Raw genomic sequence first — 16779 nt, 5'->3', positions numbered from 1 at the left:
TGGTTAAGGCGTATCACCTTGGTTACCATCTCTTCGAAAAGGGCTGTTGGAACCGTGGGCATCATGATGCCTTTACATGTTTCTTGCAAACGAACAGCATTCTCGCCCATCCTGAACACGCGCACTTTGCCGTCAGGACAGCGATAAGCCTTCAATCCTTCGAAGGCTTCTTGCCCATAGTGTAGGCATGTTGCCGCCATGTGCAGCTTTAAATACTCGTCAGAGCAGGTCTCTATCTCGCCCCATTTTCCATCGCGGTAATAACACCGCACGTTGTAGTCGGTTGGAATATAGCCAAAATTCAAACCTGCCCAATCTAAATTCTTCATGTTTTAATTTTGTTTTCGCCACCCCCGCCTATTGCCGTTCCACGATTAAAGGCATTGGGAGAGGGTCTCGATTTTTCGTTTCGTGAAGTACAAAGGTAATCAATTAACAGCACCCACACAACCGTTGGCCGTTGTTTTTTGTAACGAGCCGACATACATCAAGGCAAAATTCCAGCCCACGAAGACATGCAGAAAGCAGGCAAACACAACATGCTTGCCCGCTGCATGGCGACAGGCAACTCCCCTAAAAGGCTTGTTCAAACAGTTTGCAAGTGCCCTACAAAGATGTTCCTAACAACATCATTCATTACCTTGTATCACCGTTTTGTGCCATATCCCCCTAATTTCCAGATCCATTTTTCTGTCTTTTGCGGGTGTTAGTTCTATACGTTTGCAACGAACATCAGTCAAACCATCCACACTTGCCGAACTATTTATCACCATGAGGTTTACCAACCCCTTATTGCCTGCTTTCAAATTGACATTCATAGGCCTGTTGTATTCATCGTCGCCAATGGATTTCAGCACCATCTTATTGATGTAGGCATCACCAAAATCGATCGAAGACTTACCCTTTACCGTCAAGTTGTCTACCCTTACCTTTGAAGTTAGTATCAATTCTTCGCCACCTTCCACCGTCACATTTTTCATATCTCCTGCACCCAACAATGTTCTTTGACGACCCCATTGCTTAACCCACAATGTTCCAGGCAAGGTATTCACTATTATTCGCACCTTGTTGTCGTCGGTGTAATTATGGTCTATGGCTGTACGCACCTTTCCATCGGCACCTTTAATAAGGTATGGCATCTGGCCTATATCGCCAGCCTCCCTAGAATTAGCATCACCGTCAGGACCATTTAAACATTCTAGACGAGAGAAATCATCATCTTCTAACGAGTCGGAAAGCGCGTAATATAAGGTGTCTCCCCTTTGTTTCACTGTTATTAACTGCTCAGGATAAATAACTGAACACTGCGAAACATCACTAACGACATTGACCTCCACCGCCAGGCGAAGGGAACCGCCAATGTTTTTATCTGCTCTGTTTGTCGCATCATACATGATTATCGACACCGGAGCAATGCGTTTTTCGGTTGTTCGGTCCAAATAAACAAATATTCTATCCTCAACAATGTCCGTCGCCTTATCGTTTTGCGAAAAGGGGATCAGTGCCCCGGCACATAAAAGCAGAAAGGTTAAGACAAAATAACCCACCACCCAGAGCTTCGTACGTGTGAGAGCAGCACTATCTACCACCTCCATATCCTTGAAACACAGGTACGACAGCCACCAAACAAATAAGACTGAAAGCCAAGAGTACCAAATTAAAATAGACTCGCCGTATGAACTTGTAAGTAGTGAATGCTTGAAGATAAAGAAAAAGGGCAGAAAGCCCACAATCCAATAAAGTAAGAAGAGGGAAAGCGTGGTTTTAAGCAAGGCGCGCTTAACAAAGAAAACGCTACCCAAGGAATAAATGGCCGTACACGCAAAATAACTCAACCAAATAGCAGCTGCAAAGTCACAAGTCGACTCTGAGTCGCCCCACAGCGGTATGAATTTGAGTTCTATTTGGGGGTATAGCATCCCGACAAGGAGCACACGAAGGCCATCTGCCAAATACAAACATACCAAGAAGCACACCAAGAAGAGGGGAAGGCAGATTATCCAACGTGCAAGCCAGTTCTCAAAAGGTGTCACAGGGAACGTCAGCGCGCTTATCCGTTCAGCTTTTCGTTGCGCACCACTCAGCATTTCGGATGCCGACATAGCCCCCAATATGAAAAGGACGATGACAAAAACAACAAGAAGAATATCCACTGCCTTATCGGTACTAGACGAGTTTCTGCTATATGTAGCAAAAGCTATCCACAACTCTATCATGGCTATGCTCCCAAAGAGTATGGCCAGGCGCATCTTGTTGGTCTGCCAGCGTTCTACCAGCAGTTTAGTAAAGTAGGCCCAAAAGCGGTTAAAGCTGAAATTATCGTTCATGCTGCTCATTGTTTTTCTGTATTTTTTGAGAGTATGGAGGGGAGCGTTCGGCAACAACACGTGAAGTAATATTGCCCACGACAAGCGGTTACGAACGTGCATCCCACATGCGCAGGCACGCTATTCCCCCTCGAAACAAGGCGACAATGTCCTAGCGTTGCACTGCAAAAGCACATGCCCTTGCATGCAAATGGGCGTGTTCGTCACCAGCGCAGGGGCGTACCCACGCATAACTTTCGTGCTATTCTAGCACCATCCTGCGTGTAACGTCCCTCATTTCCAGCGAAATACTGCCAACGCTATCGGGCAACAACTCAATACGCTTGCACGCCATCTTGCTCAACCCGCTCAGTTTGCCAGCCCCCTTTACCACCACGTGGTTTATCACCGCGGGATAATCGGTGTTGAACCGGGTTTCCATTTCCCCTTCATCATCCTCATTTTTTCTAAGCGTAACAACCAGGCGGTTTACCTGTGCAGTTCCTACCTTAAAGACTCGCATACCCACCACCGACAAAGCATCGATGTGCGACAAAGAGTCTAGTTCCAAACTAAATCCACCTTCAACACTAACGCCTTTGGTTTTACCTGCGCCAATCAAGGTGCTTTGTCTACTTGTTTGCCTAACCGCAAGGTTCCCTGGCAGCGTGTTTATCACAATTCGCACCTTATTCGCATCATCATAATGTTTGTCAACAGCCGTTCGCACCTTTCCGTCGGCTCCCTTAATTTGGTAGGTAATATTTCCTTCGTAGCTGGCCGTACTAGCATCGGCCATACCGTCGGGGCCATTTACAAAGTACATATCCTCCTTATCGCGCTTATACAGTTCGGGGTTGTACGTATAATATAAGGTGTCGCCCTGCTGCCTCACTTGTATAACCTGCTCCGGATAAATAACCGAACACTTAGACGCATCGCTAACATAGTTCACTTCCACTGCGAGAGTAAGGTTATATTCGTCGGCCAAGTCCGTACTAGACAAGTCTTCAAACTGAACTACCGATATGGGAGCAATTCGTTTCTCAACGGTTCGTTCTAAGAAGATGGCCGTTTCGTCTACGGAGTCAGGTTCCACGACATCTAATGCCAACTTATCAAACATTGAACAAATGCTTATGAACAATACCGACACCATACAATAGCCCACCACCCAAGCCTTAGAGCCGTTAAACGAGAAACCGTCTACCACCTCCATCTCTTTAAAACAACTATAAGAAAGCCACCAAAGAAACAGAACAGAAACCCAGCCATAGGCTACTAGCACGCTTTCAAAGATATTATTATAGTTGCCGCTAGAAACCATCACGAGCCCAAGCACCACGAAGGCCGTAATCCAAAAGAGGATGAAAAGGGTTAGCGTGGTTTTTAGTATGGAGCGCTTTACAAAGAGAATGCTACCCAAGGCGTAAACGGCTGTACACCAAAAGTATATAAGCCAAGCATTGGAAAGCACCTCTCTGTCAAAATCTTCTCCCCTCCAAATGGAGATAAACTCAATGGGCGTTTTGGGATATATGGCCGAGAAAAACGCCACGCGAAAGGCATCGGCCACATACATGCACACCAAGAAACACACCAAATAAAGCGGTATGGAGATTGTCCAGCGTGCAAGCCAGTTTTCAAAAGGCGTTACAGGAAAGGTCAACGCCCCAATACGTTCGGCTTTCCTACGCGCGCCACTGAGCATTTCGGAGGCGAAAAAGCAACCGGAAACCAGCAGGATAATCGAGAAAATGGGTAAAAGAATTCCCGCCGCCCTATCGTAAGACGTTTCATCCCTATCATACGACACCGAGGCCATCCACAATTCTATTATCAACAGGCAGCCAAAGAGGATGCCCAAGCGCAAAAGATTGGTGCGCCAACGTTCTACCAGCAGCTTAGTGAGATAGGCCCAAAAGCGCGACGCGTTAAAGTTGTCGTTCATACTACTACTCCTTATTCGGCCGTTTGTTGGTTCATGCGCTCGTTAAAATAGCGTTCAAGGTCTATCTTTCCATCGGGGAAGATGCTCTTCATGTCGGCATTGGCCAATATCTTGCTGTTGTCGAACATCACAATGTGGTCTAGCACCTGTTCAATGTCTTTCACTTGATGTGTGGAAACCACGAAGATGCTCTCAGGCGTGCGCCCTTCGGTAAGGAATTTTCTAAACTGGGCCTTACCAGGAATGTCCAATCCATTGGTGGGTTCGTCCATTAGCAGCACGCGCGTGTGTGTAGCCATGGCAAAACTCATGAACACTTTCTTGCCTTGTCCCAACGAAAGGTTGCCTAAGTGCGTGTCTTCGGTCATGCCAAACACATCTAGATAGCGCTGCAAATCGTCGTGAGAGAAACGGGGATAGAACACGCTGTTAACGCGAATGTACTCTGAGAGCGACACGCGCGGCAGTTCGTACTCGTCGGGAACGATGAAGATGTCGGAAGTGGTTGATGGTTTTCGCCACCTCACGTTGATGTCGTTGAACGTAACTTGTCCCTCGTCGGGCCTCAGCAAGCCCGACATGAGGTATAGCAAGGTGGTTTTACCTGCCCCATTGGGGCCTAACAAGCCGTAAATATGGCCTGGTGAAAAACGCGTGGAGAAGTTGCTGAAGATGACATTCCCCGATTTCTGATATGTAAACGACAGGTTTTCTATTTCCAACATGGTGTATGTTTATCGCATGAAAAGCTTATTTTAGATTGTATCGATGCGCTTGCCCCATCAGTTCGACCTCCTATCGTGCCGCGACATGTGCCGGGCATAAAGCGTACTTCCTACGGAGTTGCGCACAGATGATGGCAAATTTCGTAAAAAAAGCGTAATCTTCCAAACGTTTAACAACATTTCTTATCACATGTGGAGAAACAGAACAGTCCACTTCGGCATACCGCCAACTTGTAAACCCCTCTACTCGTCAACTTGCCAACTCACCACCTTTTGTCCGTTTTTCAGCAAAGATTTTAACATTATGGCTGCCTTTTTATCCACCAAACTCCAACCAAGCCGCAAAAAATCGATTCTCGCGAAGGTTTGTTTTGATGCAAAAAGGGGCTAGCCTGCGATGTTGACAAAATGAATTTTTATTTAAAACAACCGTCATTTGCACCCGTTTTGGGGCTATTTGCAGCAAAATATAGGGCAATATGGTGCAAAACGCAGCGCAATATGGTGCAAAACGCAGTGCGTTTTGATGCTAAACGCAAGGTGAAATGGTGCTAAATGCAAGTCAAAATACCGCTAAATGCAGTGCGAAATGCTGCTAGATGTGAGATGGAAAGCATAAATATCCACTACGATTGCATAAACAAACCCTTTCCAAACCATGAAACACATGGCTAAAAAGGGCAAATTGGCCACTAAAAAGTGGGTTTTTAGGGCCAAAAAGCGCGTAATTGGCGTTGGAAAATTACGAGCCAGCAACCAAACTAGAAAGGCAAAATGATACAAAAATGCAGGTAATATGCAAAAAACGGACAGAAAAAGAAATGTGTAAGGCTGAAAATAATGCCAATTAGCATGTTTTTGGGCTTTTTATTCGCTAGAAAGGAGTGAGAGGCGATGTGTGTTTTGTAAAATATATCACAAAAACCTCAAATTCGTGATTTTTTAAGTTTGTGAGCTGTTAAGTTCGTGAGTTATTGAGTGCATGAATTATTGAATATGTAAGTTGAATAGTAAAAAACGCGGTTTTGCTGTATGGCAAACAACACATATCCACCCAATTCGCATGCGTTGTTGTGCTGCGATTGGCTTAACTGCTCATGGCTTTGTTATGGGCGCAAGAGCTTAGCTAGTCTTCTTTTTTACTTTTAGTCCGATGCCCTTTGTTTGGATTTTCGTTGTTTCTTGGTAAAGGCATATTTTAAGAATACAATGGAGGTAATTTTTAGAATCTGCCTAAAAGAAAAAATGATATGGAACTATCAGAGGAAAAGGTATTAGGGTGATGATTGAATGTAAGTGGATGGGAATGAGAGGTATTTGCACCATATCTCTATGGTTTGTACAGAGGGGTAAAATCTCTGTTGGTTGAGTCGGTTGATATATCGAACCGTCAGTCAGGAGAGAATACACTTTAATCCATTTGAAGATGTGAAGTTTGAAACCGTGGAGCGTAAACCTCGTTTCCTAAACAAAGGCGATGTGGCAAAGCACTTGTCATTCCCATTGCTGGATGAGGGGGAACTCCGCCATTGCCAGTACACAAATCTACGTCCAAATCACCGACCAAAAGATTGCAAGGAATATGGACAGGTTGATAGAAAAATGCAAGACTAGGAGAAAATAAAACTGAATTTGTGCAGGCTACACAATAATATTGTGTATATTTGCAATCGTAAAGTATGGTTTTATGGGGGCTATATGAACAAGAGAAGTTTTGAAAGAAAAAGGAATGAGCCAAACGAAACTATCAGCTTGATTGGGCAAGAGTTTCAATATGGTTAATCTTTATGTTGCAAATAAGATCAGCCCACAATTCCCACACTATATCAGATAGCCTATATTTTGGATGTGGATGTTAGAGATTTATTAGTTCCTAATAAAAAATAAAATATACAATGAAGCTAAGAGATATAGCAAAAGGGTTAGAGCACGACCTTAGTCTCTTTTCTGAAACAAAGATTGCAGAATTAGCGTTTCGTGTCGTGATGAAAGAAAGGGGAAAGGATTCCTTTGCCCCCTTTCCTCAACAAAGGGTTTAAATCAAAACAAAAAGGAGTCATTTTTGGCTTTCTTAATCTTACAAATAGAATATGGAGACTATGGATATAAAGAAATATATTGCAGCTTTGGGATTTGTTCCAAAAAACGGAACAAATGGCATTTGCCATAAAATATATGGTGATTATGCCATAGAAATTGATTTTGAAAAACAGGGTATTAATTATGGCAATAGTATTGTAGCCGAAAGTAGAACTACACAAAATTTTTCACAGCCTGAAAATTTTGTAGTGCTTGAATGTGTTGATAGATTACTAATCAAAGGATATAAACCTCAGAATATTATTCTTGAAAAGACTTGGCCTTCAGGACATGGCACTTCAGGACGATTAGATATTTGTGTTAATCGTGAAGACGGCACTCCATATATGCTTATTGAGTGTAAAACTTATGGTAAGGAGTACAATAGGGAATCGGCTAAAATCCATAAGGATGGGGGACAACTATTTACTTATTTCCAATTATCTGGTGGCAAGGCTGACGTCGTAATGCTTTATGCTTCAGAATTGAAAGGGAGCAAATTTGTATATGTTAATGAAATAATAAAGATTGAAGATGATTATCGTAATGGTGATGTAAAGGACATTTACGAGAAATGGAATAAGCTCACTAAGGATAATGGAATCTTTGATTCTTGGGTACAACCATATAATTTTCAAAGCAAGGCTTTAACAAAAGAGCAGCTGAAGGAGATAAAAGCAGAGGATTCAAGCTTTATCTTTAATCGTTTTCTTGAAATACTACGTCATAATGTAGTATCCGACAAGGGTAATGCATTCAACAAGATATTTACACTATTTCTGTGCAAGGTCTATGATGAAACGACCACAGATGAGGAGGAAGAGTTAAAGTTCCAATGGCTTGAAGGGCGAGATAACCACGTTGATTTCCAACTTCGTTTGACAGACCTCTATGGCAAGGGAATGAAAAAGTTCTTAGACAGAACAGTTAGCGACTTCAATAATGATGATTTTTCTAAGCGTTGTACTGACCTAAGTGCAGAGACCAAACAGTATCTATTAAGGGAGGTGAACAAACTCCGTCTTGAAAAAAATAATGAGTTTGCTATTAAGGAAGTATATGACAATGCCTCTTTTGAAGAAAATGCAAAGGTTGTAAAAGAGGTTGTGGAGTTGATTCAAGGGTATAGGATTCGCTATAATAAACGACAACAATATCTATCCGACTTCTTTGAATTGCTACTTACTACTGGCCTCAAACAAGAGGCTGGGCAATACTTTACGCCTGTCCCATTTGCACAATTTATTATCAAGAGTCTTCCTTTGGATTCTATTATGGCAGAGAAACTTTCTCGCAAGGATGGGGAAATCCTTCCATATATGATTGACTATGCAGCTGGTAGCGGTCACTTTATCACAGAGTTTATGCACGAAATACAGGACATCATAAATGGCTGTGATACTTCCAAATATATTGAAGAGACAAGAAAGCACCTTATCAATTGGCAGAACTGCCATTTTGATTGGGCGACTGACTATGTATATGGCATCGAAAAGGATTACCGACTTGTAAAAGTTGGCAAGGTAGGATGCTATTTGCATGGTGACGGTTTGGCGAATGTTATCTTAAGTGATGGTCTTGCCAATTTCTGCAATAACAAAGAGTATAAGGGAAAACTACGCAAGCAAACAAATGACGGACAAAAGGATAATCAGCAGTTTGATATTGTATTGAGCAATCCTCCGTATTCTGTTTCATCATTCCGTCAGACAACTCGCGACTACTATACGGACCAAGATTTTGAATTGTATAATTCACTAACAGACAACAGTTCTGAAATAGAGTGTCTGTTTGTTGAGCGAACAAAGCAACTACTTAAAGAGGGTGGTATAGCAGGGGTTATTCTACCAAGTTCTATATTGAGTAATTCAGGTGTGTACACTAAGGCTCGTGAGATTATATTACAATACTTTGATATTGTTGCAATAGCAGAATTGGGTAGCAATACCTTTATGGCTACCAATACAAATACGGTTGTTCTGTTCCTTCGTCGTAGAGATAATTATTTTGCAACCAATACAAAGGTTGCAGTTGATAATTATTTGCGTACCTTAAATGATGTTACTATCAACGGCATAGAAACTCCAGCCTCAAAATATGTTGCTCATGTATGGGAGGAACTTGATTATGCCGATTATGTCACATTACTGCAGAAATCACCTAATGACAAAGTAAAGGCACACGAAATATATGCAGAGTATAAAAAGAAAATCTCTGCAAAGACTGATGCGCAGTTATATGAGGCGATACTAAGTATTGAAGCTGAAAAACTTTTGTATTTCATACTGGCATATCCTCAAAAGGTTGTTATTATTAAGAGTGGAGAGAAGGATATTGAAAAGCGATTCTTAGGTTATGAGTTTTCAAATCGTAGAGGCAACGAGGGCATCCACGCTATCCAGAGAGGGAAGAACATTGATGAATGTACTCAACTCTTCGATGCGAATAGTTATGACAATCCTGATAAGGCAAGCACTTATGTGTATAGAGCTTTCAAAGGAGATTTCACATCACCGATAGCAGAGGGTATGCAATCACATATTAGTCGTATATCCTTAATTGATATGCTTGCTTTTAATAGAAGTGTATTTGAAAAAGGCATCTCGATTGTAGCAAAAAAAAAGTAACAATAAATAGTAATTTTCCATTAGAATCAATTGAGGGATTAGCCAAGGTAATCCGTGGTGTTACTTATGCAAAAGAAGACCAAGTTCAGGAAGTAACAAACAATGTTGTGTTAACTGCAGATAATGTAACATTGTCAGGTCATTTGGAAATCAATAAACTAATTTACCTCCAGCCTAACAAAAAACTTGATTTAGACAAGGTGCTGAGAAAGAATGATAGTTTCGTTTGTTTTTCTAGTGGTAGCAAGGCTCATGTGGGCAAGATCACTTTTATTGATAAGGATACATCATTCTATGCAGGTGGCTTTATGGGTATAATTAGGGCTTATTCCGATAGGATACTTCCGAAATTTCTTTATACAGTATTAAATAGTGCCTTATATAGACAAATAATAAGAGACGAGAGTAGCGGTAACAATATCCAGAATTTATCACAATCTATAGCTCTAATAAAAGTGCCAGTTCCGCCTATTGATGTTCAAAAACAGATTGTGGAAGAGATTGGCAAGGTTGATAAATCTGTTTTGGATGCTATGCTACGGATTAATGAGTGTGAAACTGACATAGAGAACTTGCTATCCTCATTAAATTTTGCAGATAGTACGCTAAATATTGTTGCTCCATTTGCTACTAAGTCCATTAAATATAGTGACATAGAGTCTGAAACATATATTACAACAGACAATATGCTTCAGAATAAGTTGGGCGTTCTTCCATTTAAAGGGGTTGCAAATATATCATCTATCACCGAATATAAGCTAGAGGATATATTGATTTCAAATATTCGTCCATATCTTAAGAAGATTTGGTTTGCTGACAAGGAGGGCGGATGTTCAAAAGATGTTCTCGTGCTTCGGTCTGCTAACATAAGTAAATATCTTCCTAAGTACATTTTCTATATGATTCGTAGAGATACTTTCTTTGACTATGTAATGGAGGGCAAAAAGGGTATTAAGATGCCGCGAGGGAATAAGGAAGATATAATGAAGTACAAGATTCCGATGCCTCACATTGATGAACAGAAACGTATCGTGTCCCAGATAGAAGTATTAGAATTAGAGATTACTAAAGCTCGCACATTAATAGAAAATGCAGCGAGTGAGAAACAGACAATACTTGATAAGTATTTATAAAATGAGCAGCAGTAACGAGAAATAGGAATATCTCTTTAGAGGACGTGTACAAAAAACGAAGGGCACATTACTTGTTCCCAATCTTGACCTCAACTAAATGGAGAAGACAGTGATGTGTATAAGCTGTTTTCAGCTTAGAAGGGAATACCCCATAATGGAACTCTTGACAAGAAACCTCCATTATGGGAATCGTCATTTCAATGGTGTTAAGCCTTTTTCATAGATAACAGACTATGTGAGTTCGATTCTCTTTTGGGCTTTACAAGGTTACAATATTGGGAATCCATCGTCAAACTTTATGGCTGATTGTTGTCAGTGAGTCCTATTTGCTAATGGCATAGTCCACTTTTACGTATGTAACGGTAATGTAGAACAAGCTATGGAGTATTACGTTTCACATAGTTTTCTTGCAGAAGTCGGTTAATGTCGGATAGTCGGTAGATGAGTTTGCCTGCATAATGGTGGTGATTTTTAGACTCTGCCTAAAAGAAAAAAATGGAGAGGGATTATATTAAACTTCCTTGCTCTAACTTATAGCTTTTTATTACCTTTGCATCGACTATTTGATTAATATCAGAATAAAACGTTTATGATACAAAAGTTCGACTTCCTTGTTATCGGCGGCGGTATAGCAGGCATGAGTTACGCACTGAGTGTGGCAAAAAGCGGAAAGGGGAAGGTTGCCCTGGTGTGCAAAACCACTTTGGACGAGGCTAACACGGCCAAAGCGCAGGGCGGAGTGGCCGCCGTAACCAACCTAGACGTAGACAATTTTGAAAAGCACATCAACGATACGATAATCGCAGGCGACTATATTTCGGACTTGGCCGCCGTGAAACACGTTGTGTGCAATGCACCCAACGCCATCAAAGCGCTTGTGCAATGGGGCGTGGAATTTGATAAGAACGGAAAAGGAGAGTACGATTTGCACCGCGAAGGCGGACACAGCGACTTTCGCATTCTGCATCATGCCGACGATACAGGGTTCGAAATACAACGCGGACTGATGGCGGCCGTGAGGAAGAACGAGAATATTACCGTTTTGGAAAACCATTATGCCGTTGAGATTATCACGCAACATCACTTGGGCGTACAGGTTACACGCAAAACACCCAACATTGAATGCTACGGCGCATACATCCTTAACCCCGAAACACAAAAGGTAGACACCTTTTTAAGTAAGGTTACGCTTATGGCAACTGGCGGTGTAGGTGCGGTTTACGCCATGACGTCGAACCCCGTGATTGCTACGGGAGACGGAATTGCTATGGCCTATCGCGCTAAGGCCACCGTAAAGGACATGGAGTTTGTGCAGTTCCACCCTACTGTTCTATACAATCCATCCGAAACACATCCGGCGTTCCTCATCACCGAGGCCATGCGTGGCTATGGGGCTGTGCTTAGACTGCCGAATGGAAAGGAGTTCATGCAGAAATACGACGAACGACTTTCGCTTGCACCGAGAGACATCGTGGCACGAGCCATCGACCACGAAATGAAGATACACGGCCTGGACTATGTATGCCTTGACTTGACACACAAAGATGCCGAAGAAACGAAACGGCATTTCCCACATATCTACGAAAAGTGCCTTAGCATGGGTATCGACATCACAAAACAATACATACCCGTATGCCCTAGCGCACACTATATGTGCGGCGGAATTAAGGTAGACCTAAATGGGGAAAGTTCTATCAGCCGGCTTTATGCCGTAGGCGAATGTTCGTGCACGGGCTTGCACGGAGGAAATCGCCTTGCCAGCAACTCGCTGATTGAGGCTGTGGTCTATGCCCAGTCGGCCGCAGAACACGCGCTCCTTATGGTAGACAACTACGACTTTAACTTAAAGGTGCCTGAATGGAACGACGAAGGAACCCTAACCAACGAAGAACACGTGCTGATAACCCAGAGCGTAAGGGAGGTTGGCGAGATTATGAGCAACTACGTTGGCATTGTACGGAGCAACCTACGACTGAAACGGGCATGGGACAGACTTGACTTGCTGTACGAAGAAACTGAAGAACTGTTTAAACGGGTTACGGCAACGAAAGACATCTGCGAATTGCGTAACATGATAAACGTGGGCTACCTGATAACAAGGCAGGCCATAGAGCGGAAGGAGAGCAGAGGACTGCATTACACGGTGGACTATCCCAAGCATGCCTACGACCAACAATGAGCAGGTGGGGAAACAAAAGAATTATTGTTTGAGAAACATCATTGCGTTTTCTCGCATTATAAATATATACACATGGTAGACAAGAAATGGTTGGAACTGGGTTTTATAGACGAACCCATTCCTGAAAAGACAGACATCAAAGCGGAAATACGCAGGATGTGCAAAGAAAAAAATGCGCTTATCATGGCGCATTATTACACAGAGAGCGTAATACAAGAGGTGGCCGACTTCATTGGAGACAGTTTGGCGTTGGCACAGAAGGCTGCGACAACTGATGCCGACATCATCGTTATGTGCGGGGTGCACTTCATGGGCGAAACAAACAAGATTCTCTGCCCTGAGAAAACCGTACTCATCCCCGACCTGAACGCCTCGTGCTCGTTGGCAGAGAGTTGTCCCGCCGAAGATTTCGAGCAGTTTGTTAAGGCCCACCCTGGGCATACGGTGATAAGTTACGTAAACACGTCGGCAGGAACCAAGGCGGTAACCGACATTGTGGTAACAAGCAGCAATGCCAAACAAATAGTAGAGGCTTTGCCGAAAGACGCGCCCATCATATTCGGGCCAGACAGGAACCTGGGCAATTACATTAACGGACTTACTGGTCGGCAGATGGTGTTGTGGGATGGTGCTTGTCATGTGCACGAAAAGTTTTCGGTTGAGAAGATACTGCAATTGAAAAGAGAACATCCTGGCGCCAAGATATTGGCCCACCCCGAATGTAAAGGCCCCGTCATCAACATCGCCGACAAGGTGGGAAGTACGGCGGCCCTACTGAAATACAGTATCGCAGACGACGCACAAGAGTTTATCGTGGCCACCGAAAGCGGCATACTGACCGAGATGCAAAAGTCGGCACCGCAGAAAACCTTTATCCCGGCTCCGCCCGACGACAGCACCTGCGCCTGCAACGAATGCAACTTCATGAAACTTATCACACTAAGTAAACTATATAATTGTTTGAAATACGAGTGGCCTACCATCGAGGTGCAACCCGAAGTGGCACAAAAGGCCATTAGGCCCATCCATAAAATGTTGGAAATGTCCAAGCGCCTAGGCTTATAAACTTAATTGAAGATTAATCATGTTATCAGTAGAAGAACTTAACGACAGACTTATCGAACTTGCTTTTAGCGAAGATATCGGCGACGGCGACCACACCACGCTTTGTTGTATACCGGCTGAGGCCACGGGCGAAAGTAGATTGCTAATAAAGGAGGAGGGGATATTGGCTGGCGTGGAGATTGCCAAGAAGGTTTTCCACAACTTCGACCCCGAACTTCGAGTAGACATATATATAGAGGACGGTGCGCACGTGAAACCGGGCGACATTGCCATGAGCGTGAAAGGCAGGACACGGAGCCTGTTGCAAACGGAACGTCTTATGCTTAACATCTTGCAGCGCATGAGTGGTATTGCCACCATGACACACAAGTACCAACAAGCGCTTATTGATGCGGGAACTAAGACACGCGTACTAGACACACGCAAAACTACGCCGGGCATGAGAATGTTGGAGAAGGAGGCGGTGAAGATTGGCGGAGGTATGAATCATCGCATTGGGCTTTTTGATATGATTCTCCTGAAAGACAACCACATCGACTTTTGCGGCGGCGTGCATAATGCCATCTCGATGGCAAAGAGGTATTGCAGAGAGAATGGCAAGGACGACCTGAAAATAGAATGTGAGGTAAGGAACTTTAAGGAACTGGAAGAGGCTCTGCACGAAGGATGCGACCGAATTATGTTCGACAACTTCACGCCTGAGGCTACACGCAAGGCGGTTGAAATGGTTGGCGGACGCTGTGAAACAGAGTCGAGTGGCGGAATTACTTTCGAAACAATGATTCCCTATGCACAGGCCGGCGTGGACTTCATCTCTTTTGGGGCACTTACACACAGTGTTAAGGGGCTAGACATGAGCTTTAAGGCTGCGGGTAAGTAGCCGCACACCACTCTTCTACCTACGTTTTTATCGCTATAAACAATAGGTGGCCATCATTAGAAGAACATGGCTGCTGGGTTATTTGGTGCCGTGAGGTAAACTAAGTGAGTGGATGTCGTGACGTTATGCTGTATCGCAAACAACCTAACAGCTAATGGTTTCCTTTCACAAAGCGGAAAGGAGCGTGTCACACTTGTACGACTGAAAGAATAAGTTGCTAACGTATGGGGTAAAACAAAACGTTAGACTTATTCAGCCTAACGTTATCGGAGGTTCCGAAGACGGCAAGCCGGCTCTCCGATACCATTGCAAAGATACAACTTTATTCGTTACCACCAAACTTTTAGTCGTGGTTTGCTTGAAAACTCGTACATTTGCAGTATCGCAAACAACGGTATATTGTACGTGAATGGGGCGTTTATGTTGTGATTTGCTTGAAAACTCGTACATTTGCAGTATCGCCAACAACCGCAATATTCATTTGAACAAAAATAAAGGGTTGTGATTTGCTTGAAAACTCGTACATTTGCAGTATCGCCAACAACTGTGCTACTTGTTTCTGCCACATTTCGCGCGTTGTGATTTGCTTGAAAACTCGTACATTTGCAGTATCGCCAACAACTTATTTGAACGATTGGTTTGGTCCAGGCTCGTTGTGATTTGCTTGAAAACTCGTACATTTGCAGTATCGCCAACAACAAAAGCAACTTAAACAAATTATGGCACTGCGTTGTGATTTGCTTGAAAACTCGTACATTTGCAGTATCGCCAACAACATAAACAATAATTGAGTAGGATGATTCCTAGTTGTGATTTGCTTGAAAACTCGTACATTTGCAGTATCGCCAACAACAGTAAGTTCTGTGCCGTTATAATCAACGGGTTGTGATTTGCTTGAAAACTCGTACATTTGCAGTATCGCCAACAACCGGTCAATGATTTTTGCATATTCAATTTGGGTTGTGATTTGCTTGAAAACTCGTACATTTGCAGTATCGCCAACAACTATGTGGTCGTGCATGCACAAATCAACAGGTTGTGATTTGCTTGAAAACTCGTACATTTGCAGTATCGCCAACAACGTCCGCGGTCATGGTAACATACATTTCTTGGTTGTGATTTGCTTGAAAACTCGTACATTTGCAGTATCGCCAACAACTATACTCAGAATAACGAGGCTGCCAACCGAGTTGTGATTTGCTTGAAAACTCGTACATTTGCAGTATCGCCAACAACGTCAGGATAGAAATAAACTAACTGTTGTCCGTTGTGATTTGCTTGAAAACTCGTACATTTGCAGTATCGCCAACAACTAGGATTTTATTTGCTATCTTTGCACACAGTTGTGATTTGCTTGAAAACTCGTACATTTGCAGTATCGCCAACAACTCGCACGATACGGACACTTCAACGTTTAGCGTTGTGATTTGCTTGAAAACTCGTACATTTGCAGTATCGCCAACAACTACTGATGCCAAAGATGTGAATAAGGAATAGTTGTGATTTGCTTGAAAACTCGTACATTTGCAGTATCGCCAACAACAATATTATATACAATATTATAGTTTGAGTGTTGTGATTTGCTTGAAAACTCGTACATTTGCAGTATCGCCAACAACAAAATTGCGCCTACCTGCGTGCTATTTGCGGTTGTGATTTGCTTGAAAACTCGTACATTTGCAGTATCGCCAACAACGGCGTTAGCAGATAGTGAATTTGAGTTGCTGTTGTGATTTGCTTGAAAAGTAAGCATCCAATATTCGCCGTCTTTTTCCGATATGTTTTGTTTCCTACCTTTGTGCAAAAAAATATGTTTGCACTCAACGAAACAAAT

9 protein-coding genes, 3 pseudogenes and 1 CRISPR repeat array are annotated in these 16779 nt (G+C 42.9%); of the genes and pseudogenes, 8 read left to right on the top strand and 4 right to left on the bottom strand.

The features are described 5' to 3' along the window. The 4 genes and pseudogenes from BN93_RS13325 to BN93_RS13310 all read right to left on the bottom strand — a co-directional run. A pseudogene (locus tag BN93_RS13325) lies at positions 1-329 on the bottom strand (branched chain amino acid aminotransferase); the annotation flags it as partial. Positions 330-629: 300 nt separating this feature from the next. Then, positions 630-2327 carry an ABC transporter permease gene (locus BN93_RS13320; protein ID WP_044260875.1) on the bottom strand — a complete coding sequence of 566 codons (1698 nt, stop codon included), beginning with the start codon at positions 2325-2327 and terminating at the stop codon, positions 630-632. Positions 2328-2568: 241 nt separating this feature from the next. After that, positions 2569-4257: an ABC transporter permease gene (locus BN93_RS13315; protein WP_019188812.1), complete on the bottom strand. Its 1689-nt coding sequence runs from the start codon at positions 4255-4257 to the stop codon at positions 2569-2571. An 11-nt stretch (positions 4258-4268) separates the two neighbouring features. Beyond that, positions 4269-4982 (bottom strand): ABC transporter ATP-binding protein, encoded by a 714-nt coding sequence (locus BN93_RS13310; protein WP_019188811.1) that lies wholly within the window; start codon positions 4980-4982, stop codon positions 4269-4271. 1353 nt (positions 4983-6335) lie between these two features. Between BN93_RS13310 and BN93_RS18760 the strand changes: the two are divergent. From BN93_RS18760 to nadC, 8 genes and pseudogenes are all read left to right on the top strand, one after another. Beyond that, positions 6336-6500, top strand: a pseudogene (locus tag BN93_RS18760) (site-specific integrase); the annotation flags it as partial. A gap of 211 nt (positions 6501-6711) precedes the next feature. Continuing rightward, a pseudogene (locus BN93_RS19095) lies at positions 6712-6869 on the top strand (helix-turn-helix domain-containing protein). 8 nt (positions 6870-6877) lie between these two features. Beyond that, positions 6878-7021, top strand: a complete 144-nt coding sequence (locus BN93_RS17760; RefSeq protein WP_019188807.1) for a hypothetical protein — start codon at positions 6878-6880, stop codon at positions 7019-7021. A 60-nt stretch (positions 7022-7081) separates the two neighbouring features. Further along, positions 7082-9688 carry a restriction endonuclease subunit M gene (locus BN93_RS13300; RefSeq protein WP_232211186.1) on the top strand — a complete coding sequence of 869 codons (2607 nt, stop codon included), beginning with the start codon at positions 7082-7084 and terminating at the stop codon, positions 9686-9688. Between the two features lie 2 nt (positions 9689-9690). Beyond that, the gene (locus BN93_RS18750) at positions 9691-10821 is read left to right on the top strand and encodes a restriction endonuclease subunit S (protein ID WP_316928626.1); all 1131 of its coding nucleotides are present in this window, start codon (positions 9691-9693) and stop codon (positions 10819-10821) included. Between the two features lie 589 nt (positions 10822-11410). Further along, positions 11411-13000, top strand: a complete 1590-nt coding sequence (gene nadB / locus BN93_RS13295) for an L-aspartate oxidase (RefSeq protein ID WP_019188804.1) — start codon at positions 11411-11413, stop codon at positions 12998-13000. Between the two features lie 72 nt (positions 13001-13072). Continuing rightward, on the top strand, positions 13073-14065 hold the full coding sequence (gene nadA, locus BN93_RS13290; protein ID WP_019188803.1) for a quinolinate synthase NadA: 993 nt from the start codon (positions 13073-13075) through the stop codon (positions 14063-14065). Between the two features lie 19 nt (positions 14066-14084). Next, positions 14085-14945: a carboxylating nicotinate-nucleotide diphosphorylase gene (gene nadC, locus BN93_RS13285; protein WP_019188802.1), complete on the top strand. Its 861-nt coding sequence runs from the start codon at positions 14085-14087 to the stop codon at positions 14943-14945. 346 nt (positions 14946-15291) lie between these two features. Further along, positions 15292-16641: direct repeats of the CRISPR family, unit length 47 nt; unit sequence GTTGTGATTTGCTTGAAAACTCGTACATTTGCAGTATCGCCAACAAC. Between the last annotated feature and the right edge of the window lie 138 nt (positions 16642-16779).

It is taken from the genome of Prevotella conceptionensis 9403948 (genome assembly GCF_000312305.1).
Lineage (GTDB): Bacteria > Bacteroidota > Bacteroidia > Bacteroidales > Bacteroidaceae > Prevotella > Prevotella conceptionensis.
Note: the sequence above shows the minus strand (reverse complement) of the source record. Positions and strands in the feature narration are given on the sequence as shown.

What these genes read in the sequence shown, in the direction of transcription:
- BN93_RS13320 (WP_044260875.1), bottom strand. Translation starts at nt 2,327, where the DNA reads ATGAACGATAATTTCAGCTTTAACCGCTTTTGGGCCTACTTTACTAAA.
- BN93_RS13315 (WP_019188812.1), bottom strand. Translation starts at nt 4,257, where the DNA reads ATGAACGACAACTTTAACGCGTCGCGCTTTTGGGCCTATCTCACTAAG.
- BN93_RS13310 (WP_019188811.1), bottom strand. Translation starts at nt 4,982, where the DNA reads ATGTTGGAAATAGAAAACCTGTCGTTTACATATCAGAAATCGGGGAAT.
- BN93_RS17760 (WP_019188807.1), top strand. Translation starts at nt 6,878, where the DNA reads ATGAAGCTAAGAGATATAGCAAAAGGGTTAGAGCACGACCTTAGTCTC.
- BN93_RS13300 (WP_232211186.1), top strand. Translation starts at nt 7,082, where the DNA reads ATGGATATAAAGAAATATATTGCAGCTTTGGGATTTGTTCCAAAAAAC.
- nadB (WP_019188804.1), top strand. Translation starts at nt 11,411, where the DNA reads ATGATACAAAAGTTCGACTTCCTTGTTATCGGCGGCGGTATAGCAGGC.
- nadA (WP_019188803.1), top strand. Translation starts at nt 13,073, where the DNA reads ATGGTAGACAAGAAATGGTTGGAACTGGGTTTTATAGACGAACCCATT.
- nadC (WP_019188802.1), top strand. Translation starts at nt 14,085, where the DNA reads ATGTTATCAGTAGAAGAACTTAACGACAGACTTATCGAACTTGCTTTT.